20 protein-coding genes are annotated in these 20,778 nt (G+C 69.3%); 7 read left to right on the top strand and 13 right to left on the bottom strand.

The window, feature by feature from the left end; all coding sequences use genetic code 11:
- The first annotated feature begins 7 nt into the window (after nt 1-7).
- From iolD to AC5LXX_RS07035, 4 genes are all read left to right on the top strand, one after another.
- Entirely contained in the window at nt 8-1,891 is a 1,884-nt protein-coding gene (gene iolD, locus AC5LXX_RS07050) for a 3D-(3,5/4)-trihydroxycyclohexane-1,2-dione acylhydrolase (decyclizing) (protein WP_493410946.1), read from the top strand.
- Between the two features lie 63 nt (nt 1,892-1,954).
- A complete protein-coding gene (iolE, locus tag AC5LXX_RS07045) occupies nt 1,955-2,884 on the top strand; it encodes a myo-inosose-2 dehydratase (RefSeq protein WP_493410945.1) in 930 nt (309 codons plus the stop codon).
- A gap of 44 nt (nt 2,885-2,928) precedes the next feature.
- The gene (gene iolB, locus AC5LXX_RS07040; RefSeq protein WP_493410944.1) at nt 2,929-3,747 is read left to right on the top strand and encodes a 5-deoxy-glucuronate isomerase; all 819 of its coding nucleotides are present in this window, start codon (nt 2,929-2,931) and stop codon (nt 3,745-3,747) included.
- Between the two features lie 98 nt (nt 3,748-3,845).
- Nucleotides 3,846-4,340 (top strand): heme-degrading domain-containing protein, encoded by a 495-nt coding sequence (locus tag AC5LXX_RS07035; RefSeq protein ID WP_493410943.1) that lies wholly within the window; start codon nt 3,846-3,848, stop codon nt 4,338-4,340.
- A 48-nt stretch (nt 4,341-4,388) separates the two neighbouring features.
- Here AC5LXX_RS07035 and AC5LXX_RS07030 read toward each other — a convergent pair whose 3' ends face one another.
- The 8 genes from AC5LXX_RS07030 to AC5LXX_RS06995 form a co-directional block, all read right to left on the bottom strand.
- Entirely contained in the window at nt 4,389-5,135 is a 747-nt protein-coding gene (locus AC5LXX_RS07030; RefSeq protein ID WP_493410942.1) for an SDR family NAD(P)-dependent oxidoreductase, read from the bottom strand.
- A 168-nt stretch (nt 5,136-5,303) separates the two neighbouring features.
- Nucleotides 5,304-6,008, bottom strand: a complete 705-nt coding sequence (locus tag AC5LXX_RS07025; RefSeq protein ID WP_493410941.1) for an ABC transporter ATP-binding protein — start codon at nt 6,006-6,008, stop codon at nt 5,304-5,306.
- Nucleotides 6,005-6,757, bottom strand: coding sequence for an ABC transporter ATP-binding protein (locus AC5LXX_RS07020; protein ID WP_493410940.1), 753 nt, complete (start codon nt 6,755-6,757; stop codon nt 6,005-6,007). Before AC5LXX_RS07020 ends, AC5LXX_RS07025 begins: the two co-directional genes overlap by 4 nt.
- On the bottom strand, nt 6,754-7,983 hold the full coding sequence (locus AC5LXX_RS07015; protein ID WP_493410939.1) for a branched-chain amino acid ABC transporter permease: 1,230 nt from the start codon (nt 7,981-7,983) through the stop codon (nt 6,754-6,756). The genes AC5LXX_RS07020 and AC5LXX_RS07015 overlap by 4 nt, the downstream gene beginning before the upstream one ends.
- A complete protein-coding gene (locus tag AC5LXX_RS07010) occupies nt 7,976-8,911 on the bottom strand; it encodes a branched-chain amino acid ABC transporter permease (RefSeq protein ID WP_493410938.1) in 936 nt (311 codons plus the stop codon). Before AC5LXX_RS07010 ends, AC5LXX_RS07015 begins: the two co-directional genes overlap by 8 nt.
- A gap of 9 nt (nt 8,912-8,920) precedes the next feature.
- Entirely contained in the window at nt 8,921-9,358 is a 438-nt protein-coding gene (locus tag AC5LXX_RS07005) for an acyl-CoA thioesterase (RefSeq protein ID WP_493410937.1), read from the bottom strand.
- 139 nt (nt 9,359-9,497) lie between these two features.
- Entirely contained in the window at nt 9,498-10,034 is a 537-nt protein-coding gene (locus AC5LXX_RS07000; protein ID WP_493410936.1) for an NUDIX domain-containing protein, read from the bottom strand.
- A gap of 121 nt (nt 10,035-10,155) precedes the next feature.
- Nucleotides 10,156-11,418 carry a YbfB/YjiJ family MFS transporter gene (locus AC5LXX_RS06995; RefSeq protein ID WP_493410935.1) on the bottom strand — a complete coding sequence of 421 codons (1,263 nt, stop codon included), beginning with the start codon at nt 11,416-11,418 and terminating at the stop codon, nt 10,156-10,158.
- A 123-nt stretch (nt 11,419-11,541) separates the two neighbouring features.
- Here AC5LXX_RS06995 and AC5LXX_RS06990 point away from each other — a divergent pair, with 123 nt between their 5' ends.
- A complete protein-coding gene (locus AC5LXX_RS06990; RefSeq protein WP_493410934.1) occupies nt 11,542-12,456 on the top strand; it encodes a LysR family transcriptional regulator in 915 nt (304 codons plus the stop codon).
- Between the two features lie 131 nt (nt 12,457-12,587).
- Here AC5LXX_RS06990 and alaS read toward each other — a convergent pair whose 3' ends face one another.
- Entirely contained in the window at nt 12,588-15,212 is a 2,625-nt protein-coding gene (gene alaS / locus AC5LXX_RS06985) for an alanine--tRNA ligase (RefSeq protein WP_493410933.1), read from the bottom strand.
- Nucleotides 15,213-15,466: 254 nt separating this feature from the next.
- Between alaS and AC5LXX_RS06980 the strand changes: the two genes are divergently transcribed.
- Nucleotides 15,467-16,687 (top strand): CaiB/BaiF CoA transferase family protein, encoded by a 1,221-nt coding sequence (locus AC5LXX_RS06980; RefSeq protein WP_493410932.1) that lies wholly within the window; start codon nt 15,467-15,469, stop codon nt 16,685-16,687.
- A 60-nt stretch (nt 16,688-16,747) separates the two neighbouring features.
- Here AC5LXX_RS06980 and AC5LXX_RS06975 read toward each other — a convergent pair whose 3' ends face one another.
- From AC5LXX_RS06975 to AC5LXX_RS06960, 4 genes are all read right to left on the bottom strand, one after another.
- Nucleotides 16,748-17,320 (bottom strand): hypothetical protein, encoded by a 573-nt coding sequence (locus AC5LXX_RS06975; protein WP_493410931.1) that lies wholly within the window; start codon nt 17,318-17,320, stop codon nt 16,748-16,750.
- Nucleotides 17,317-17,457 (bottom strand): L,D-transpeptidase, encoded by a 141-nt coding sequence (locus AC5LXX_RS06970; protein WP_493411096.1) that lies wholly within the window; start codon nt 17,455-17,457, stop codon nt 17,317-17,319. Before AC5LXX_RS06970 ends, AC5LXX_RS06975 begins: the two co-directional genes overlap by 4 nt.
- Before the next feature lie 309 nt (nt 17,458-17,766).
- Nucleotides 17,767-18,321, bottom strand: a complete 555-nt coding sequence (locus tag AC5LXX_RS06965; protein WP_493410930.1) for an RBBP9/YdeN family alpha/beta hydrolase — start codon at nt 18,319-18,321, stop codon at nt 17,767-17,769.
- A 195-nt stretch (nt 18,322-18,516) separates the two neighbouring features.
- Nucleotides 18,517-18,726: a YMGG-like glycine zipper-containing protein gene (locus AC5LXX_RS06960; RefSeq protein WP_006497729.1), complete on the bottom strand. Its 210-nt coding sequence runs from the start codon at nt 18,724-18,726 to the stop codon at nt 18,517-18,519.
- Between the two features lie 253 nt (nt 18,727-18,979).
- On the opposite strand from AC5LXX_RS06960, the gene AC5LXX_RS06955 reads away from it, so the two are divergent.
- Nucleotides 18,980-20,689, top strand: a complete 1,710-nt coding sequence (locus tag AC5LXX_RS06955; protein ID WP_493410929.1) for a glutamine--tRNA ligase/YqeY domain fusion protein — start codon at nt 18,980-18,982, stop codon at nt 20,687-20,689.
- The last annotated feature ends 89 nt before the right edge of the window (nt 20,690-20,778 follow it).

Here is a 20,778-nt window from a genome sequence, read left to right as displayed (position 1 = left end):
ACCGACGATGACCACCACCGTGAGACTGACCGTCAGCCAGGCGCTCGTGCGCTACCTGGCCGCCCTGCGCGCCGAAGTCGTCCAGCCCGACGGCCGCACCGAAATCCTGCCGTACTGCGGCGGCGTGTTCGCGATCTTCGGTCACGGCAACGTGGCCGGGCTCGGCGAAGCGCTGCATGCCGAGAAAGACCGGCTGCCGACCTTCCGCGCGCACAACGAGCAAGGGATGGCCAACGCGGCCGTCGCGTTCGCGAAAGCGAACTTCCGCCAGCGGATGATGGCCGCGACGTCGAGCATCGGCCCCGGCGCGACCAACATGCTGACGTCGGCCGCGCTCGCGCACGTCGGCCGGCTGCCGCTGTTGCTGCTGCCCGGCGACGTGTTCGTGTCGCGACTGCCCGACCCCGTGCTGCAGCAGGTGGAAGATTTCGAACAGGGCGACGTCAGCGCGAACGACTGCTTCCGGCCCGTGACGCGCTACTTCGACCGCATCACGTCGCCCGAGCAGCTGCTCGTCGCGCTGCCGCGCGCGATCCAGGTGATGACCGATCCCGCGCAGTGCGGCCCCGTGTGTCTCGCGCTGCCGCAGGACGTGCAGACCTTCGCATACGACTGGCCCGAGGATTTCTTCGCGCCGCCGGTGATCCGGATGCGCCGGCCGCCGGCCGACGCGCTCGAACTCGCCGATGCGCTCGACGTGCTGAAGGCCGCGAAGAAGCCGCTGATCGTCGCCGGCGGCGGCGTGCTGTACAGCCAGGCGTGGGACGCGCTGCGTGCGTTCGCCGACACGCACGGCGTGCCCGTCGCCGAATCGCAGGCCGGCAAGGGCAGCCTCGCGTGGGATCACCCGCTGAACCTCGGCTCGATCGGCGTGACGGGCTCGCCCGCCGCGAACCGCGCGGCCGCGCAGGCCGACGTGGTGTTCGCGGTCGGCACGCGGCTGCAGGATTTCACGACCGGCTCGCATGCGCTCTACGGCAACGCGACGCTGCTGAGCCTGAACGTGCAGCCGCTCGATGCCGGCAAGAAACGCGGCCGGCAACTGATCGCCGATGCGCGCACGGGCCTCGGCCAGTTGTCGGCCGCGCTGGCCGGCTGGCACGCCGATCCCGCGTGGACAGCCGCGAACCGCGACCAGGCCGCCGCGTGGAACGCACGCGTGACCGAGCTGACCACACGGATTCCGAAAGACACGCTGCCGTACGACGCGGAAGTGATCGGCGCGGTGCGCGACTCCGCGGCCGACGCCGGACGCGACAGCGCACGCGACGATCTCGTCGTCTGCGCGGCCGGCACACTGCCGGCCGAACTGCACAAGCTGTGGCGCAGCGGCGTGCCGGGCAATTACCACATGGACTATGCGTACTCGTGCATGGGCTACGAAGTGGCAGGCGGCCTCGGCGCGAAGCTCGCGCGGCCCGAACGCGAAGTGATCGTGATCGTCGGCGACGGCTCGTACATGATGCTCAACGCCGAACTCGCGACGTCCGTGATGCTCGGCCGCAAGATCATCGTCGTGATCCTCGACAACCGCGGCTACGGCTGCATCGAGCGGCTGCAGCTGAATTGCGGCGGCGCGAGCTTCAACAACATGCTCGACGACTGCGTGCCCGAAGGCGGCGAGCGCTCGACGATCGATTTCGCGATGCATGCTCGGGCGATGGGCGCCGAAGCCGTGCACGTGCGCGACGTCGTCGAATTGCGTCACGAGATGACACGCGCCCGCGCGGCGAAGAAGAGCCAGGTGCTCGTGATCGACACCACGCACCGGCGCACGACCGACGACGGCGGCGCGTGGTGGGAGGTCGCGGTGCCGCAGGTATCCGAACGCACCGACGTCGAAGCGGCACACCGCGCGTATCTCGACGCGAAAACGCGGCAGCGGCGCTGAGCGCCCACGCTGCGCCACGAACACGCCCCGCACCCCACATCATCCGAACCAAGGAAGCACCTCATGAGCTGGAACGTCCGCATCGGCATCAATCCCCTGTCGTGGATGAACGACGACCTGCCGTCGCTCGGCGGCGAGACGCCGCTCGAAACGGCACTGAAGGAAGGCGCCGAAATCGGCTACGCGGGCTTCGAGCTCGGCAACAAGTTTCCGAAGACGGGCCCCGAGCTGAAGGCGAAGCTCGCCGAGTTCGGCCTCGTATGCGTGTCGGGCTGGTATTCGGGCTTCCTCGCGGAAGTCACGCCGGGCATGAGCGACGCCGATGCGGTCGCGGCGGAGATCGAGCGCTGCCGCGCGCACCTGACGAAGCTGCAGTTCAACGACGTGAAGGTCGTGGTGTACGGCGAATGCGCGGGCACGATCCAGGGCAGCATCGACACGCCGGTCGCGAAACGGCCGCGCTTCGTCGACGACGACGCCTGGCGGCGCTATGCGGCACGCCTCGACGCGTTCGGCGCACACCTGCTCGACACGTACGGGATCAAGCTCGCCTACCATCACCACATGGGCGCGTACGTCGAGTCGCCCGACGACGTCGACCGCCTGATGGCGCTGACCGACCCGGCGAAGGTATTCCTGCTGTTCGACACGGGCCATGCCTATTTCGGCGGCGCGGCCGACCCCGTCACGCTGCTGAAGAAGCACGTGGCGCGTGTCGCACACGTGCATTGCAAGGACGTGCGGCCGCAGGTCGTCACGCAGGCGCGCAACGGCGGCTGGAGCTTCCTGAACGGCGTGATCAACGGCACGTTCACGGTGCCGGGCGACGGCGCGCTCGATTACGACGCGACGCTGCGCACGCTGAAGGACGCAGGCTACGAAGGCTGGCTCGTCGTCGAGGCCGAGCAGGATCCGGCCGTCGCGCCGAGCTATGCGTATGCGAAAAAGGGCTACGAGTCGCTGCGCGCGATCGTCGACCGGTTGAGTGCATGAGCGCGTGAACGCGTGAGCCCTACTCTATTGCGGAGCCCCACCCCATGACGATTTCTCCCCTGCTGGTCAAGGCCTCGGCCGACCGCGAAATCTGCAACGTCACGCCCGAATCGGCCGGCTGGAAGCACGTCGGCTTTCGGGCGCTGCGCCTGAAGGCCGGTGACACCGAAACGCTCGACACCGGCGCACGCGAGCTGTGCGTCGTCGTACTGACGGGCACCGTGCGTGCCGAAGTCGACGGCGAAACCTACGATGCGCTCGGCAAGCGCGACAGCGTCTTCGAGGAAGTGTCGCCGGACGCGCTGTACGTGCCGGGCGGCAAGACCGTCACGCTGGTTGCGACGCGCGATGCGGAAATCGCGCTGTGCACCGCACCGTACGCAACCGGCGACAAGCCCGTGCGGCGCCTCGACGGCGAACGGATGCGCCGGTCGGTGCGCGGGCAAGGCACCAACACGCGCTACGTCTGCGACATCCTGATGGGCGACAACCCGGCGGCCGACCGGCTGCTCGTCGTCGAAGTCGTCACACCGGCCAGCCATTCGAGCAGCTATCCGCCGCACAAGCACGATCGCGACGCGGCGCCCGACGAGACGTCGCTCGAGGAAACCTACTATCACCGGATCGATCCGCCGCAGGGCTTCGCGTTTCAGCGCGTGTACACGGACGACCGCAGCCTCGACGAAGCGTGCGCGGTCGAGAACCACGACGTCGTGATGGTGCCGCGCGGCTACCACCCGGTCGTAGCTCCTCACGGCTACAACCTGTACTACCTGAACGTGATGGCCGGACCGAGCCGCGCGTGGGCATTCAAGAACGATCCCGCGCACGAGTGGATGATCGATGCGGCGCCGAAACGCTGAGGAATGCTGACGCATTGAACGGAAGACGGGCCCGCGCGGCCCGTGACGATGCGACGCCCGGCACGCGCACACTGAGCCGGCGACGCCACGGAGCCGCCATGGTGACGACCCATTTTCGCCTCGAACCCCACGCCTTCGACGACGACGCATCGAATCCGGCGCTGCCGCGCTTCAACGCGGCCGCCGCACGGCAGATGGGGGAAATCGCGGTCAATCTCGCATCGCGGCGCGGGCTGCCGATCGCGGTGAGCATCGTCGGCGGACAGGCGCCGCTGTTCTACTGCGCGCTCGACGGCAGCGGCGCGCACGACAGCGACGCGATCCGCCGCCGACAGAACACGGTGCTGCGTTTCGGCCAGAGTTCGCTCGCGGTCGGCGCGTGCTTTCGGCGTGCCGGCTGGTCGCTGCAGTCGCAGGGACTGTCCGACGACGACTATGCGCTCGACGGCGGCGGTGTGCCGCTGCGGCTCGCCGGGGCCGGTATCGTCGGCGCGATGACGATCGCGGGGCTCGACTCCGCAGACAATCACGCGCTCGTCGTCGAGTGCCTGCAGTGGCACGTCGGCGCGAACGCGCTGGCAATGCTGGCGTAACGACGCGATCGGCGCACGCGCGCCGATCGCGCAGTCACGCAGGATGGGTCAGTTCAACCCGCCGCTCACGACGAGGTGCTCGCCGGTCATCCAGCGCGCATCGTCCGACGCGAGGAACACGGCCACCGACGCGATGTCGTTCGGCTCGCCGAGGCGGCCGAGCGGCGTCTGGCCGAGCACCTGCGCTTCGAGATCGGAACCGATGATGCCCGCGCTGTGCGTGCCTTCGGTCACGACCATGCCGGGGTTGATCGCGTTCACGCGGATCTTGCGCGGGGCGAGTTCGAGCGCGAGCACGCCGGTGATCGCGTCGACCGCGCCCTTCGTGCCGCTGTACACGGCGCTGGCCGGCGGCGTGATGCTGGTCACGACCGAGCTGATGTTGATGATGCTCGCACCTTCGCCGAGATGCTTGACGGCCGCCTGCGTGGTCAGCAGTACGCCGAACACGTTCGTGTCGAACTGGCGGCGATAGTGTTCTTCGGTGATCGCTTCGATCGGCGCGAATTCGTACACGCCCGAATTGTTGACGAGCACGTCGAGTCGGCCATACGTTTCGATTGCGGTATCGACGATGCGCTGCGCGTCGGCCGCCTTCGACACGTCGCCGCCGACCGCCACTGCGCGGCCGCCCGCTTCGGTGATCGCGCTCACGACCGCGTCCGCGCCCGCCTTGCTGCTCGCGTAGTTGACGACGACCGCCGCGCCTTCGTCGGCCAGTGCCTTCGCGATTGCCGCGCCGATGCCCTTCGATCCGCCCGTGACGATCGCTACCTTGCCTGTCAGCTTGCTCATGATTTCATTCCTCAGTCAGAAGACCTTCGATGGTTGGCGCCGGTTGCCGCGTCGATGCGTGGCCGCGGCAATCGGCCTGACTGGAAATTTACGTTGCGGCACCGCAGCGATAAAGCGGCTCGAGACGAATTTACTGGCGGAGTTTGCCGAACAATCGATCGCGCGCCGTCAGCCGGCGCTCAGCCACGCGTTGGCGACCTCGCCGCCCAGTCCGTCGAGCGCGCCGTCGTAGACGATCCGTCCGCGCCCCATCACCGCGACGCGCCGCGCGAGCCGCGGCGCGAACTGCAGCCGCTGCTCGATCAGCAGGATCGCGACGCCGTCGGCCTGCAGCGCGGCGAGGCAGGCGCCGACTTCGTCGACCGCGAGCGGCGCAAGCCCTTCGGCCGGCTCGTCGACGATCAGCACGCGCGGGCTCCCGGCCAGCCCGCGCACCAGCGCGAGCACCTGCTGCTCGCCGCCCGACAGGCGCCCGGCTTTCACGTCCGCGCGCGCGGCCAGCAGCGGAAAGCGGTCGAAAAGGCGGTCGAGCGCCGCGCGTTCGGCCGGGCCGCGTGCGCCGCGCAAGCCGAGCCGCAGGTTGTCGCGGACGGTCAGCAGCGGGAACACGTCGCGGCTTTCGGCCACGTAAGCGACGCCGCGCCGCGCGATCTCGAACGTGCGTGCGCCCGCGCATTCGGCGCCGGCGATGCGCACCGAGCCGGCCGTGCGTACGAGCCCCATCACGGCCTTCGCGAGCGTCGAGCGCCCCGAGCCGTTGCGGCCGAGCAGCGCGAGCGTCTCGCCCGGCGCGAGCGCGAGATCGACGCCGTCGAGCACGGGTTGCAATCCGTACCACGCGCGCAGGCCGCGAATGTCGAGCAGTGCGCTCATGCGCGACCCTCGCCCAGGTACGCCGCACGCACGCGCGGATCGGCACGGATGGCATCGGGCGCGCCGGTCGCGACCACCGTGCCGCGCACGAGCACCGTGATACGTTCCGCGAAGTCGAACACCGCGTCCATGTCGTGCTCGATCATCAGCACCGTGCGACCCTGCGTCGTCGCACGGATCAGCGCGATCATCCGTGCCGCCTGCGCGCGGCTCATGCCGGCCGTCGGCTCGTCGAGCAGCAGCGTGCGCGCACCGCTCGCGAGCGCGATCCCGAGGTCGAGCGCGCGCTGCTCCGCATAGCTCAGTTCAGCGGCCGGCGTGTCGCGCCGCGCATCGAGGCCGATGTCGTGCAGCACGCGCGCGGCCGCGCGATCGACCGACGCCGATTCGCGCAGCCGGTTCCACCATCGCCGCCGTTCGGCCGGCGCATGCAGCGCCGCGCAGCGCAGGTTGTCGAACACGGTCAGCCGCGCGAACGCACTGGTTTGCTGGAAACTGCGGCCGATGCCGAGGCGGCTCGCGACGACCGGCCCGCGCCCGCGCAGCTCGACGCCATGCAGCACGACGCGCCCGCGCGTCGGCCGCGTCGCACCGGCAATCACGCCGAACAGCGTCGACTTGCCGGCGCCGTTCGGCCCGATCAGCGCGTGACGCTCGCCGGCCGCGATGCTCAGTTCGACGCCGTCGAGCACCGTCTGCGCGCCGAAGCGCTGCACGACGCCGTGGAGCGCGATCGCATTGCCGTTCATCGTGCGTCCTCCCGCTTGCCGGCCTGCCTGCCCTGCACGAACCGCGCGCGCCAGCCCCACAGCAGCGTGCCGATGCCGGCCGCCGAGCCTGCGACGGCCCAGCCGGCCGGCGTATCGGCATCGATCGCCCATGCGCCGAACGCGAGGCCCGTGCCGTCGTCCTGCGCGAAGCGCCACGCGTAGCCGAGCTCGGCCGCGCAGACGATCGCGACGCCCCAGAACACGCACGCGCCGAGCGCACACAGCATCCGCCACCGCTCGGCCGCCGGCGCATCGCGCCGCATCGCGTGCGCGAGCGCCTGTGCGATGCCCGCGAGCCCGCGCGGCGCGGCCACGACGATCGCGACGAACAGCACGCCGAGATACAGCGCCCATGCGCGCGACACGCCCGCGACGCCAATGCTCAGCGCGGTCAGCACGGCAGCGCCGGCCGCCGGCCCGAAGAATGCGCCGGTGCCGCCGATCACCGCGGCGATCAGCACGGTTGCCGAGCGCGCCATCGACACGCTGTCGGGCGTCGCGATCTCGATGTCGATCAGCGTCAGCGTGCCGGCAACGCCCGCGAAGAACGACGCGCAAGTGACCATCGCGAGCCGCACGCGGCGCGGATCGGTGCCGAGCGCAGCGACGCGCGCGGGGTTGTCGCGCACCGCGTTCGCGAGCCGCGCGAGCGGCGTGCGCGTCAGCGCATGCATGGTCCACGCCGACACGACACACCACGCGGCGATCACCGCATAGGCATGTGCCGGCGCGCCGAAATGCCAGTTGCCCCACGGCGCGCCGCTCGCGCGGTCGATCGGCACGCCGCCCAGGCCGCCGAACCACGCGGGCACGCTCCACGCGGCGGCCGCGACGCATTCGCCGAGACCGAGCGTGATCATCGCGAACGCGGTGCCGGAGCGGCGCGTCGCCAGCAGCCCGGCGACGAACCCGAAGCCCGCGCCGGCCGCGCCGCCGACGAGCGGCAGCAGCGGCAGCGGGCCGCCGACATGATTGAACCAGTGCGCGGCCGCGAACGCGCCGAGGCCCGCGAACGCCGCGTGCCCGAACGACAGCAGCCCGGTCGTGCCGAGCTGCAGGTTGTACGACAGCGCGAGCACGACGAGCGCGGCCGTCTGCGCGAGATAGCCGAGCACCGCGCCATGCGGCCACAGCCACGCGGGCAGCGCGAAGCATGCGGCGAACAGCGCCCAGCGCGCGCAGCCGGCGAGCACGCGGCTACGCATCGACACGCTCGCCGAACAGCCCGCGCGGCCGCGCGACCAGCACGGCGACGAGCAGCAGGTACGGCACCAGCGGCGCGAGTTGCGCGATCGTCACCGCGGCGACGCGATCGGGCAGCGCGACGCCGGCCCATTGCGCGAGGTCGCGCAGCGACGTATCGCTCGCGGCCGCGAAGGTCTGCGCGAAGCCGACCGCGAGCGACGCGACGAACGCGCCGCCGAGCGAGCCGAGCCCGCCGATCACGACGACCGCGAACACGACCGACCCGACGGTCTCGGCCAGCGCGGGTTCGATCACCGCGAGCGGCGCGCCGATCACGCCGGCCAGCGCCGCGAGCGCGGTGCCGGCGCCGAACAGGCCCGTCATCACGCGCGGCACGTCGTAGCCGAGCGCCTCGACGGCCGCGCGATGCGTGAGCGCCGCGCGCACGACGAGCCCGATGCGCGACACGCGCAGCAGCGCGCCGAGCGCGACCAGCATCGTCGCGGACATCGCCATCATGAACAGCCGGTAGCGCGGCAATGCGAGGCCTAAGACGGTCACGGGCGCGCCGTCGAACAGCGGCGGCACGGGCGCCGGCAGCGGCGCGAGGCCCCAGAAGAGTTTCGCGCCCTCGCCGATCAGGTACGCGAGGCCAAAGGTCAGCAGCAGTTCGCTCGTATGGCCGCGCGCCTGCACGCGGCGCAGCAGCGCGCGTTCGCAGCCGGCGCCGAGCAGCCCGACCGCGAGCGGCGCGAGCACCAGCGCGGGCCAGAAGCCCGCGTACGCCGCGATGCTGTAGCCGACATACGCGCCGAGCATGTAGAAGCTCGCATGCGCGAAGTTCAGCACGCCCTGCACGCTGAAGATCAGCGTGAGGCCGGCCGACAGCATGAACAGCAGCAAGCCGTAGCTGAGGCCGTTGAAGGCCTGGAGCGCGAACGCGTGCACCGCGTGCCGTCAGGCCGTGAGCGGCTCGAGCGCGGCGCGCAACGCATCGGGCAGCGGCACGGGGCGGCGTGTCTCGCGATCGACGTACACGTGCACGAAATGCCCCTGCGCGGCCGGCGCCGCGTCGCCTTGCGCGAACAGGCCGACCTCGTAGCGCACGCTCGACGTGCCGAGCTTCACGACCCGCAGCCCCGCGTCGACCGACTGCGGGAACACGAGCGGCGCGAAGTAGTTGCACTGCGTCTCGACGACCAGCCCGATCGTCTGCCCGTGCTCGACGTCGAGCACGCCGGCGCGGATCAGGTACTCGTTCACGACGGTGTCGAAGTAGCTGTAGTAGACGACGTTGTTCACGTGCCCGTAGACGTCGTTGTCCATCCAGCGGGTCGTGATCGGCAGGAAGTGGCGATAGGCGTCGCGCGGACGCGGCTGCGGCTTGTCGGACATGGCGATGGCGGTCAGGACGATGGGAACGGCGAGGACGACGCGCGACGGCCATGCGGCACGGCACGCCGGCGAGAAGCGGAACGCCGCGTCGCGATCGCTCGCGGCGCGGCGGCAGACACCCTGCGGACAGGCCGGCCCGTCACTGCCCCGGCCGGTCGACGAACTCGAAATCGAGGCCGCGCGCGCGCATCCAGTCGGCGAGCGCGATGCCCGTGCCGGCACGCCACGGGCGCAGCAGCGGCGGATCGACGAGCTTGTATTCGAGCAGCTCCGGCGACAGTGCGACCGTGCCCGACGCACGCACGTGGTACGCGATGATCAACTCGTTCTTGCGAATGAATTCGTACACGCCGACGAGCGACACGTGCTCGGCCTTCAGCGCGGTTTCCTCGAACACCTCGCGCGCGATGCCGTCCTCCGGCGTCTCACCGTTTTCGAGGAAGCCGGTGATCAGCGCGAACATCCCTTCGGGCCAGGCCGCGTTGCGCGCGAGCAGAATCTTGCCGTCGAGCTCGACGATCGCGGCGACGACGGGCAGCGGGTTGTTCCAGTGCACATAGCCGCAGGTATCGTCGGGGCAAGCCTGGCGCACGCGGCCGCCTTCATGTTCGGGATCGGCGCGCTCGGTCAGCGGGCTCGCGCAGCGCGGGCAAAAGCGGTAGTCGGCGGTGGTCATCGGTGAGGATCTGGCGAGCGCCGGACGGCCGCCTCCCGGCTGCCCGCGCACCCGCTCGGCGCGGGAAAGGCTTCATTCTAGCGAGTTTGCCCGCGCCGCAGACGATCCGTCCCCGCCGCCGTCAGGGTTGCCGGCGCCCGCCCACGGCAGTCGCCGCGAAACCGGCCGCACCGGCGAGCAGCGCGGCCACCGCGACCCACAACGCCGGCGTGAACGACCCGAAACGCGCGGCCAGCGGCGCCGCGACGAGCGGCCCGAGGATCTGCCCGATGCCGTATGACGCAGTCGCATAGCCCATCAGCCCGGCTGCGCGCTCGCCGTGCAGGCGCCGCGCCTCGCGCATCGCGAACAGCGTGATCGCGGTGAACGGCAGGCCGAGCAGCGCGCTGCCGACCGAGAAACCGGCCGCGTTCGGCCACACGATTCCGGCCACGATGCCGAGCGCCTGCGTCGCGCAGCCGGCCGCGAGCAGCAGCCGGTTGTCCCAGTGCGCGGGCAGCCGCGCGGCGGAGATCGCGCCGACGATCAGCGCCGCGCCGAACATCGGCCAGAACAAGTCGGGCCACGGCGACCCGGCCGGCAGCGCGGCGCGCGCGATCACCGGCAGGAACGTCGCGGTGATGATGTAGCCGAAGCCTGGCGCCCCGTACAGCACGACGAGCCACGCGGCATCCAGGCGGCGGCTTCGCAGGCCGGCGGCAGGCGCCGTCGAAGCGGCCGCCGCTGCAGCGGCCGCATGCGGTGCGGCAACGGCCGGCGGTGCCGCGTGCGCCGGTGCCGGCACGGTGCCGAACGTGCGCCAGATCGCCACCGACAATACGGCCGATAGCGCCGCGAAGCCCAGCCATCCTGACGCCGCGCGCTGACCGGCCAGCGCGCTGCCGATCAGCCCCGTCAGCACGATGCCGACGCCGGGCCCCGCGTAGATCACCCCGCTCCATTCCGGCGCGTGCAGCTCGGCCAGGCGCCGCAATCCCCACTGCGACACGAACACGAACGTCCAGGCACTGACGACACCCGCGACGAAGCGCACCGCGAGCCACACGGGCAACAGGTGCCCGACGCCCATCGCGGCCGTCAGCAGCACGGTGGCCGCGAGCCCGAAGCGCACCATCCGCGCGGGCGCGACACGCAGCGCCGCGCAACTGACTGCGCCGGCGAAGTACCCCGCGTAGTTTGCCGACGCGAGCCAGCCGCCGGCCTTCAGGCCGATCGAGCCGTCGGCGAGCATCAGCGGCAACAACGGCGTGAACGCGAAGCGGCCGACGCCGAGAACGACGGCGAGGCCGACCATGCAGGCCAGCGCGGCCGCGCGGGCACGACGGTCGGCCTGGTCTGACGAAAGCACGCCTGCAGCGGCGGTCGGGGCATCGAAGCGGGACATGGCGGCATCGGCCGGCACTCAGCGCGCCGACCGGATCGGAAATCGGAATGCCTTCATCGTAGCTTGACCAAACGTTCTCGAAAAATGAATAATTGAGAATCGACTCATCCCCTGGAGAGAATCATGGATCTGGCCGCGCTGGCGATATTCCGGGCGGTCGTGCGCGAGAACGGCGTGACGCGTGCGGCGGCCAAGCTCAATCGCGTGCAGTCGAACGTCACGACGCGCATCAAGCAGCTCGAGGAGGAACTCGGTGCGGCGCTGTTCGTGCGCGACGGGCGCCGACTGGTGCTGACGCCGGCCGGCCACACGCTGCTGCCGTATGCGGAGCGCCTGCTCGCGCTCGCCGACGAAGCGCGCGACGCGGTGCGCGAGGACACGCCGCGCGGCCGTCTGCGGCTCGGCACGATGGAAAGCACGGCCGCGAGCCGGCTGCCGACGATACTCGCACGCTATCACCACGCCTGGCCCGACGTGTCGCTCGAACTGATAACGGGCACGACGGGCTGGCTGATCGATCGCGTGCGCGACTTCGAGGTCGATGCGGCATTGTTCGCCCGCCCGCCCGAGCCCGACGCGCTGCCCGACACGTTCGAGACGGTGCCGATCTTCCGCGAGGATCTCGTGCTGCTGACGCCGCGCGGCCATCCGCCGGTGCGCACGCCGCGCGACGTGATCCTGCCGACGCTGATCGCGTTTGAGCGCGGCTGCACATATCGCAAGTACGTCGAGCGGTGGTATGCGACGCATGGCGTGAAGCCGGCGCGCGTGCTCGAACTGGGCTCGTATCACGCGATCGTCGCGTGTGTGGCGGCCGGCGCGGGCGTCGCGGTCGCGCCGCGTTCGGTACTCGATCTGCAGCCCGAAACCGGCAACATCGCCGCGCACACGATCCCCGAACTCGAAGGCATCGACACGCTGCTCGCGTGGCGGCAGGGCTATGCATCGGCCGCCCTCGCCGCGCTGCGCGATGCGCTCACGGAAGCCGGGCGGCCGCCCGCCGATGCGACGCAGCCGACGGCGACCGTGACGGCCTGACCCGTGTTCGCGCGTCGCCGCACGGAGCGACGCGCATAAACAAAACGACCCGACCGGCGCGTGCCGATCGGGTCGTTTTTTTGGTCAGCCAATGCCGTCAGTGAAACGGCATCGCCTCGACGACGTGACGATCAGAGCCGCTCTTCGACCCAGCCCTTCACGCCGGCCAGCGCGCCCGGCAGGTTGGCCGGCTCGGTGCCGCCTGCCTGCGCCATGTCCGGACGGCCGCCGCCCTTGCCGCCGACCTGCTGCGCGACGAAGTTCACGAGTTCGCCGGCCTTGACCTTCTTGCTCGCGTCCGGCGTGACGCCTGCGATCAGGCTGACCTTGCCGCCTTCGACGGCCGCCAGCACGATCGCCGCGCTCTTCAGCTTGTCCTTCAGCTTGTCGACCGTTTCGCGCAGCGTCTTCGCGTCGGCGCCGTCGAGCGTCGCGGCCAGCACGTACACGCCGGCCACTTCGACGGCCTGCTGCGCGAGCTCGTCGCCCTGGCTCGATGCGAGCTTCGACTTCAGCGCGCCCAGCTCCTTCTCGAGCGACTTCACCTGGTCCTGCACCTGTGCGATGCGCTGCGTGAGTTCCGACGGCTGCGCCTTCAGCGCGGCCGCCGCTTCGTTCACGCGCGCGTCGAGCTCCTGCACGTAGCGCACCGCGTTGTCGCCGGTGATCGCCTCGACACGGCGGATGCCGGCCGCGACGCCGCCTTCGACGACGATCTTGAAGAAGCCGATGTCGCCGCTGCGCTGCACGTGCGTGCCGCCGCACAGTTCACGCGAGAAACCGAGGTCGAGCACGCGCACTTCATCGCCGTACTTCTCGCCGAACAGCGCCATCGCGCCGCCCTTCACCGCTTCGTCGTACGGCATCACGCGCACGATGCCCGGCGCGTTGGCCAGGATCTCGTTGTTGACGATCTGCTCGACGCGACGGATTTCGTCATCGGTCATCGGCGCGTTGTGCGCGAAGTCGAAGCGGGTCTTTTCCGCGTCGACCAGCGACCCCTTCTGCTGCACGTGCGCGCCGAGCACTTCGCGCAGCGCCTTGTGCATCAGGTGGGTGGCCGAGTGGTTGCGCTGCGTGCGGGCGCGGCGATGCGCGTCGATTTCCGCGCGCAGCACGTCGCCGACCTTCAGCGTGCCCTGCTCCAGCGTGCCGTGATGACCGATCACGTCGGCCTGCACCTTCAGCGTGTCGGCCACCGCGAAGCGCGTCGCGGCGTTCGCGAGCACGCCCTGGTCACCGACCTGGCCGCCCGATTCCGCGTAGAACGGCGTATGGTCGAGCACGACGACCGCATCCTGGCCGGCCTTCACTTCGTTGACGGCCGAACCGTCGACGTACAGCGCGACGACCTTCGCGTCGTCGAACGCGATTTCCTCGTAACCGTGGAAGGTGGTCTTCGCACCCGAGTATTCGAGACCCTGCGCGGCCTTGAACTTGCCGGCCGCGCGCGCCTGCTCGCGCTGGCGCGCCATCGCGTCGTCGAATGCCGGCTCGTCGACCGTCATCCCGCGCTCGCGGCACACGTCAGCCGTGAGGTCGAGCGGGAAGCCGTACGTATCGTGCAGCTTGAAGGCGAGTTCGCCGTCGAGCACCTTGCCGCCCTTCGCCTCGACGTCGGCCAGCGCCCCTTCGAGGATCGACATCCCGTGCTCGATCGTCTCGAAGAAGCGCTCTTCTTCCTGGCGCAGCACGTCGGTCACGCGCTGCTCGGCTTCCTTCAGCTCCGGATAGGCCGTGCCCATCTCGGCGACGAGGTCGGCCACCAGCTTGTGGAAGAACGAACCCTTGCGGCCGAGCTTGTAGCCGTGGCGGATCGCGCGGCGCACGATCCGGCGCAGCACGTAGCCGCGGCCTTCGTTGCCGGGGATCACGCCGTCGACGATCAGGAACGAGCACGCACGGATGTGATCGGCGATCACTTTCAGCGAGTTGTTCGTGAGGTCGCTGATCTCGGTCACGCGCGCGGCGGCCTTGATCAGGTTCTGGAACAGGTCGATCTCGTAGTTGCTGTGCACGTGCTGCAGCACCGCGGCGAGGCGCTCGAGGCCCATGCCGGTGTCGACCGACTGCTTCGGCAGGCGCGTCATGTTGCCCTGCGCGTCGCGGTTGAACTGCATGAACACGAGGTTCCAGATCTCGATGTAGCGGTCGCCGTCTTCTTCAGGCGACCCCGGCGGGCCGCCCCACACGTCCGGGCCGTGGTCGTAGAAGATTTCGGTGCACGGGCCGCACGGGCCCGTATCGCCCATCGTCCAGAAGTTGTCCGACGCGTAGCGCGCGCCCTTGTTGTCGCCGATGCGGATGATGCGCTCGGTCGGCACGCCGACTTCCTTCGCCCAGATGTCGTACGCCTCGTCGTCTTCCTGGTAGACCGTGACCCACAGCTTGTCCTTCGGCAGCTGGTAGACCGTGGTCAGCAGCTCCCACGCGAACTTGATCGCGTCGTGCTTGAAGTAGTCGCCGAACGAGAAGTTGCCGAGCATCTCGAAGAACGTGTGGTGGCGCGCCGTGTAGCCGACGTTCTCGAGGTCGTTGTGCTTGCCGCCCGCGCGCACGCTGCGCTGCGCCGTCGTGGCGCGCGAGTACGGGCGCGGATCCGTGCCGAGGAAGACGTCCTTGAACTGGACCATGCCCGAGTTCGTGAACATCAGCGTGGGGTCGTTACCGGGCACGAGGCTCGACGAGCGGACGATCGTGTGGCCCTTCGATTCGAAGAATTTGAGGAATTTCTCGCGGATTTCGGCAGCTTTCATGGCGTGCGGGGACAGTCTGGCAAAGACGGCTTCAAACGCCGGCGCCCCAGGCGGGGCGCGCGGCGGCATGGATTCGGAAACGATCGATTATACGGGATCGGGGCCGGCTTCCGGGCAAAGCGCCGGCAAAGCGGCTCGGCCATCCGGCCGGCCCGGCTGGGCCACCCGCGCGGCCGATTCGCCTTAAGATGCTTGGCATGCCAATCGGCCCTGCCGGACAAGACGGGCCAGCCATGAAAGGAGACGATTCGACGATGGGTGCCCTGAGCCATATCCGCGTGCTGGACCTCACCCGCGTGCTCGCGGGCCCGTGGTGCGCGCAGACGCTTGCCGATTTCGGTGCGGACGTGATCAAGGTCGAGCGCCCGGGCGCCGGCGACGACACGCGTCACTGGGGGCCGCCGTACCTGAAGGACGCGGACGGCGCGGATACCGCCGAGGCCGCGTACTACCTCGCGGCGAACCGCAACAAGCGCTCGGTGACGATCGACATCGCGACGCCCGAAGGCCAGCAGATCGTGCGCGAGCTCGCCGCGCAAAGCGACGTCGTGCTGGAGAACTACAAGGTCGGCCAGTTGAAGAAATACGGGCTCGACTACGACTCGCTGCGTGCGGTGAAGCCCGATCTCGTCTACTGCTCGGTCACCGGCTTCGGCCAGACGGGCCCGTACGCGCACCGCGCGGGCTACGACTTCATCGTGCAGGGGATCGGCGGCTTCATGAGCATCACCGGAGAGCGCGACGGCGAGCCGGGCGGCGGCCCGCAGAAGGCCGGCGTCGCGATCGCCGACCTCGCGACGGGCCTCTATTCGACGATCGCGGTGCTTGCCGCGCTCGCGCACCGCGACCGCACAGGCGTTGGCCAGTACATCGACATGGCGCTGCTCGACGTGCAGGTCGCGCTGCTCGCGAACATGAACACCAACTTCCTCGCGAGCGGCAAGCCGCCGGCACGCTGGGGCAACGCGCATCCGAACATCGTGCCGTACCAGACGTTCCAGACGCGCGACGGCTGGATCATCGTCGCGGTCGGCAACGACGGGCAGTTCCGCAAGTTCGTCGAAGCCGGCGGCCGGTCCGAACTGGCCGACGACGAGCGCTTCGCGACGAACCCGTCGCGCGTGCGCCACCGCGACACGCTGGTGCCGATCCTCGCGGAGATGGTGAAGGCACGCGACAAGGCCGACTGGATCGCCGTGCTCGAAGCGGCCGGCGTGCCGTGCGGGCCGATCAACAATCTCGACGAAGTGTTCGACAACGAGCAGGTGGTCGCGCGCGGGATGCAGGTATCGCTGCCGCACCCGTGCGGCGCGGACGTGAAGCTCGTGCGCAACCCGATCCGGATGAGCGCGACGCCGCCCGATGCGCGCACGGCCCCGCCGCTGCTCGGCGCGCAGACCGACGACGTGCTGCGCGACATGCTCGGCTACGACGACGCACGGATTGCCGCGCTGAAGGCGAAGCAGGCGATTTGAGCGCGCGTGACACCCGGCCCGACTGCCCACGTAAGGAGCGTCGGCCGGGTATATCGGGAGTCAGCGCTGCGCAAGCGTATCGCACCCACCAGCAAGCAGTGCGAGCGCCGCACGCGCGGCCGGACCGATGACGATTGCGCGATCGCCCGCGCCCGGGAGGCCGGTGACCACCACCGCGTCCGTGTCGGCCGCCCCCCGGAACACTAATGTCGGAAGCGGTTCGGAGGCGATGCGATCGCGCATTTCCAGCGTGCCGAGCGGCGCCGGGAACGCCGTCTCGAGCTCGGCGCCGGACACACCACCGCGCGCGATCAGCGTGGTGAGCGGCGCGAGCCGGTCGGCCAGCCCAGGTGGCGCGACACACTGCCGGGAAGCGCGGCCATCGGCAAACGTGACGCGCACGGAGAACGGTGCCGCCGGCTGCACGCGATGCGCGTTCACGCTCAGCGTACCCGCGGTGTAGACAAACGACATCACCTCATCCGGCTGCACGCTGAGTATTTCGGTACCCGGCGCGATAGGCGCGGGACTGCCCGTGCTTCCGATCATGCTTCGCCAAGCTAATCCAACGAGCACGGCGACGAACACGACGCCGGTCGCGCGGACAACCCGGCCTGTTGCCGCGCGCGTCATGACACGTGCACCATTGTTCCGACCGGTGTCCATTCGTACAGTTGCCGCGCATCGGCTTCGCTCAGCCGCACACATCCGCGCGAGCCGAACCGGTCACTCAGCGAATGGCGAGCCAGCCGCACGACGCCGAGCGGCATTGGTCCGTGATATTGAGCGGGCTGGACTGGCATGGAGGCTTTCAGTCTGGTCGAATGGCCCGCCAGACTACCCATTACCGACTTCAAGCGATATGGGACACGTCAGAAATTCGGAGCGCTGCCCAACGGCAGACGTGCCTGCTGCCGCACACGCCCACCAAGCGATGAACCCGGATGGCGCGACATGCGTCGGGGGACTGCCGAAGCGCGTGGCTCCCCCCGCTGCTCGGCGACGACGACGAACGGATCGCGGCGTTGAAGGCGAAGCAGACGATCTGACGGTCCTGCGATCCGCCCTGCGCAACACGGTCAACCTGCGACCGCCAGCGCGTCGAGCCAGCCGCGGGCGGCCGGCCAGTCGCCGAGCCCGCTGTCCGCGTTGATGTGGCCGCGCGGGCCGATGTCACGGAATTCACTGCCCCACGCGTGCGCGCAGCCGCGCGCGAACGCAAGCGAACCGTACGGATCGTCGCTGCTCGCGACGACGCAGGTCGGAAACGGCAGCCGCTCGTGCGGCACCGGGCCGAAACCGTGCGCGTCGACCGGAAACGCCGGCGCGGCGGGATCGGGCAACGCGACGAGCAGCGCCCCGCGCACTTTCGCGAGCGCGGCCGGACGCGCATAGCGTGTCGCCCACCATGCCGTGGTCAGCGTGCCCAGACTGTGGCCGGCGATCAGCACGGGCCCGCGCGCGGCTTCGACCGCACGATCGAGCGCGAGACACCAGCCGTTGCGGAACGCGCGGTCCCAGTCGGGCATCGCGACCCGCGAGAAGCGCGCGTCGGCGCGCTCCCAGCGGCTTTGCCAGTGAAGCGGGCCCGAATTGGCGTAGCCCGGCAGGACGAAAACGAAGGGGGCGCTCATGGAGGAATGCGTCGACGAATGGAATCGTGTTGTGGCGTCGACGCAGTGTCGCACACCCTCCTCTCCCTGATGCTGCCTGTCGAAAACCGGAGGGATGTGCGAGAAGGCCGAGCGGGCCGTGATGCGTGTTCAGGTCGACGTCACGACCGTCCGGCGTTCAATGGCGCCCGCATCGCGGGCGCCTGCCGGCTGCGATCAGCGTACGCCGGCGCCGACCAGGCCGCCTGCCGCCGCACCGGCCACCGTGCCGACCGGGCCGCCCGTGATCAGGTAGCCGAGCGCGCCGCCGGCGGCCGCGCCGATACCGGCATTACGCTGCGTATGCGTCATCGCGCACGCGCCGAGTTGCGACAGGGCCGCGACGATCACCGCGGTACGAACGAGAAAAGTGGTCTTCTTCATCATGGTTATTGGCTTCCTTCCGCCCGGAAAAATATACGAATGGCGGCGTTGTATCGGTAAAGCCATCATAGGAAAACCCGAACGGCGCCAGCAATCCGATTTACGTCGTGTTACAGCCGACACACACTCGATATATTGCGGTACGCATCGCGAACGCACGGTGCCGGACCCGCGAGCCGCGCGGGACGGACCCCGGTCAGGTAGAATTACAGGATTAAACCGGCGCGACGCGCCGACACAACCTGACGCCAACCGCATGAGCACCGAACGCAACGACGCCCCCGCGGCTTCCAATTTCATCCGCAACATCATCGACGACGACAACCGCACCGGCAAATGGGGCGGACGCGTCGAGACGCGCTTCCCGCCCGAGCCGAACGGCTATCTGCACATCGGCCATGCGAAGAGCATCTGCCTGAACTTCAGCGTCGCGCGCGACTACGGCGGCGTGTGCCACCTGCGCTTCGACGACACGAACCCGGAAAAGGAAAGCGTCGAGTACGTCGACTCGATCGTCGACGCGGTGCGCTGGCTCGGTTTCGACTGGCGCAAGGACGCGGTCGATCACCAGTATTTCGCGAGCGACTACTACGACAAGCTGTACGAGTTCGCCGAGTTGCTGATCAAGCGCGGCAAGGCGTACGTCGACAGCCAGAGCGCCGATGAAATGCGCGCGAACCGCGGCTCGCTGACGGAAGGCGGCAAGCCGTCGCCGTTCCGCGACCGCATGCCGGAAGAGAACCTGGACCTGTTCCGCCGCATGAAGGCCGGCGAGTTCAAGGAAGGCGAGCATGTGCTGCGCGCGAAGATCGACATGGCTTCGCCGAACATGAACATGCGCGACCCGGTGATCTACCGGATCCGCTACGCGCATCACTACCGCACCGGCGACGCATGGTGCGTGTATCCGATGTACGACTACACGCACTGCATCTCGGATGCGCTCGAAGGCATCACGCATTCGCTGTGCACGCTCGAATTCGAGGATCACCGCCCGCTGTACGACTGGGTGCTGAACGAACTCGCGGAAGCCGGCATGTTCACGCGCCCGCTGCCGCAACAGATCGAATTCTCGCGCCTGAACCTCACGTACGCGATCACCAGCAAGCGCAAGCTGCTGCAGCTCGTCACCGAAGGCCACGTCGACGGCTGGGACGATCCGCGGATGCCGACCATCGTCGGCGTGCGCCGTCGCGGCTTCACGCCGGAGAGCATCCACCTGTTCTGCGAACGGATCGGCGTGACGAAGATCGATTCGTGGATCGACATGAGCATCTTCGAAGGCGCGCTGCGCGACGACCTCGACGACAAGGCCGCGCGTACGGTCGCGGTGCTCGATCCGCTGAAGCTCGTGATCGACAACTATCCGGAAGACCTCGAGGAAGCGTGCACGGCGCCCGTGCATCCGCACCACCCGGACCGCGGCGTGCGCACGTTCCCGATCTCGCGCGAGCTGTGGATCGAGCGCGAGGATTTCGTCGAAAACCCGCCGAAGGGCTATTTCCGCCTGTTCCCGGGCAACAAGGTGCGCCTGCGCTACGGCTACGTGATCGAATGCACGGGCTTCGACAAGGACGCCGACGGCAACGTGACGGCCGTGCACTGCAACTACTTCCCGGACAGCAAGTCGGGCACGGAAGGCGCGAACACGTACAAGGTCAAGGGCAACATCCACTGGGTCAGCGCGAAGCACGCGCAGCCGGCCGAAGTGCGGATCTACGACCGCCTGTTCAAGGAGCCCCACCCGGACGCGGGCGGCGCGAACTTCCTCGAAGCGCTGAATCCCGATTCGAAGAAGATCGTGCAGGCTTATCTGGAGCCGGGCAACGGCGACATCGCGCCGGAAACGCGCCTGCAGTTCGAGCGGCACGGCTACTTTGTTGCGGACCGTGTCGATTCGAAGCCGGGCAAGCCGGTGTTCAACCGGATCGTCGGGCTGCGCGACAGCTGGGGCAAGCCGGCCTGACGGCCTGCTCCCGCACGCGGCGCGCGGCTTCGACGGCCGCCGTCGCGTGACCATGAAAAAACCGGCACTCAGGCCGGTTTTTTTATTGC

The sequence above is a fragment of the Burkholderia torrens genome (assembly GCF_984668525.1).
This window is presented reverse-complemented; position numbering and strand designations above follow the sequence as displayed.

Excerpts from the sequence above, each read along its gene's own strand:
- AC5LXX_RS07025 (WP_493410941.1), bottom strand. The coding sequence starts at position 6,008 with ATGAGCGCACTGCTCGACATTCGCGGCCTGCGCGCGTGGTACGGATTG.
- AC5LXX_RS06995 (WP_493410935.1), bottom strand. The coding sequence starts at position 11,418 with ATGTCCCGCTTCGATGCCCCGACCGCCGCTGCAGGCGTGCTTTCGTCA.
- AC5LXX_RS07015 (WP_493410939.1), bottom strand. The coding sequence starts at position 7,983 with ATGCGTAGCCGCGTGCTCGCCGGCTGCGCGCGCTGGGCGCTGTTCGCC.
- AC5LXX_RS06965 (WP_493410930.1), bottom strand. The coding sequence starts at position 18,321 with ATGAGCGCCCCCTTCGTTTTCGTCCTGCCGGGCTACGCCAATTCGGGC.
- AC5LXX_RS07005 (WP_493410937.1), bottom strand. The coding sequence starts at position 9,358 with ATGTCCGACAAGCCGCAGCCGCGTCCGCGCGACGCCTATCGCCACTTC.
- AC5LXX_RS06955 (WP_493410929.1), top strand. The coding sequence starts at position 18,980 with ATGAGCACCGAACGCAACGACGCCCCCGCGGCTTCCAATTTCATCCGC.
- AC5LXX_RS07000 (WP_493410936.1), bottom strand. The coding sequence starts at position 10,034 with ATGACCACCGCCGACTACCGCTTTTGCCCGCGCTGCGCGAGCCCGCTG.
- iolD (WP_493410946.1), top strand. The coding sequence starts at position 8 with ATGACCACCACCGTGAGACTGACCGTCAGCCAGGCGCTCGTGCGCTAC.
- AC5LXX_RS06980 (WP_493410932.1), top strand. The coding sequence starts at position 15,467 with ATGGGTGCCCTGAGCCATATCCGCGTGCTGGACCTCACCCGCGTGCTC.
- AC5LXX_RS07035 (WP_493410943.1), top strand. The coding sequence starts at position 3,846 with ATGGTGACGACCCATTTTCGCCTCGAACCCCACGCCTTCGACGACGAC.
- AC5LXX_RS06970 (WP_493411096.1), bottom strand. The coding sequence starts at position 17,457 with ATGCCGCTCGGCGTCGTGCGGCTGGCTCGCCATTCGCTGAGTGACCGG.
- AC5LXX_RS06975 (WP_493410931.1), bottom strand. The coding sequence starts at position 17,320 with ATGACGCGCGCGGCAACAGGCCGGGTTGTCCGCGCGACCGGCGTCGTG.
- iolE (WP_493410945.1), top strand. The coding sequence starts at position 1,955 with ATGAGCTGGAACGTCCGCATCGGCATCAATCCCCTGTCGTGGATGAAC.
- AC5LXX_RS07020 (WP_493410940.1), bottom strand. The coding sequence starts at position 6,757 with ATGAACGGCAATGCGATCGCGCTCCACGGCGTCGTGCAGCGCTTCGGC.
- alaS (WP_493410933.1), bottom strand. The coding sequence starts at position 15,212 with ATGAAAGCTGCCGAAATCCGCGAGAAATTCCTCAAATTCTTCGAATCG.
- iolB (WP_493410944.1), top strand. The coding sequence starts at position 2,929 with ATGACGATTTCTCCCCTGCTGGTCAAGGCCTCGGCCGACCGCGAAATC.
- AC5LXX_RS07030 (WP_493410942.1), bottom strand. The coding sequence starts at position 5,135 with ATGAGCAAGCTGACAGGCAAGGTAGCGATCGTCACGGGCGGATCGAAG.
- AC5LXX_RS06990 (WP_493410934.1), top strand. The coding sequence starts at position 11,542 with ATGGATCTGGCCGCGCTGGCGATATTCCGGGCGGTCGTGCGCGAGAAC.
- AC5LXX_RS06960 (WP_006497729.1), bottom strand. The coding sequence starts at position 18,726 with ATGATGAAGAAGACCACTTTTCTCGTTCGTACCGCGGTGATCGTCGCG.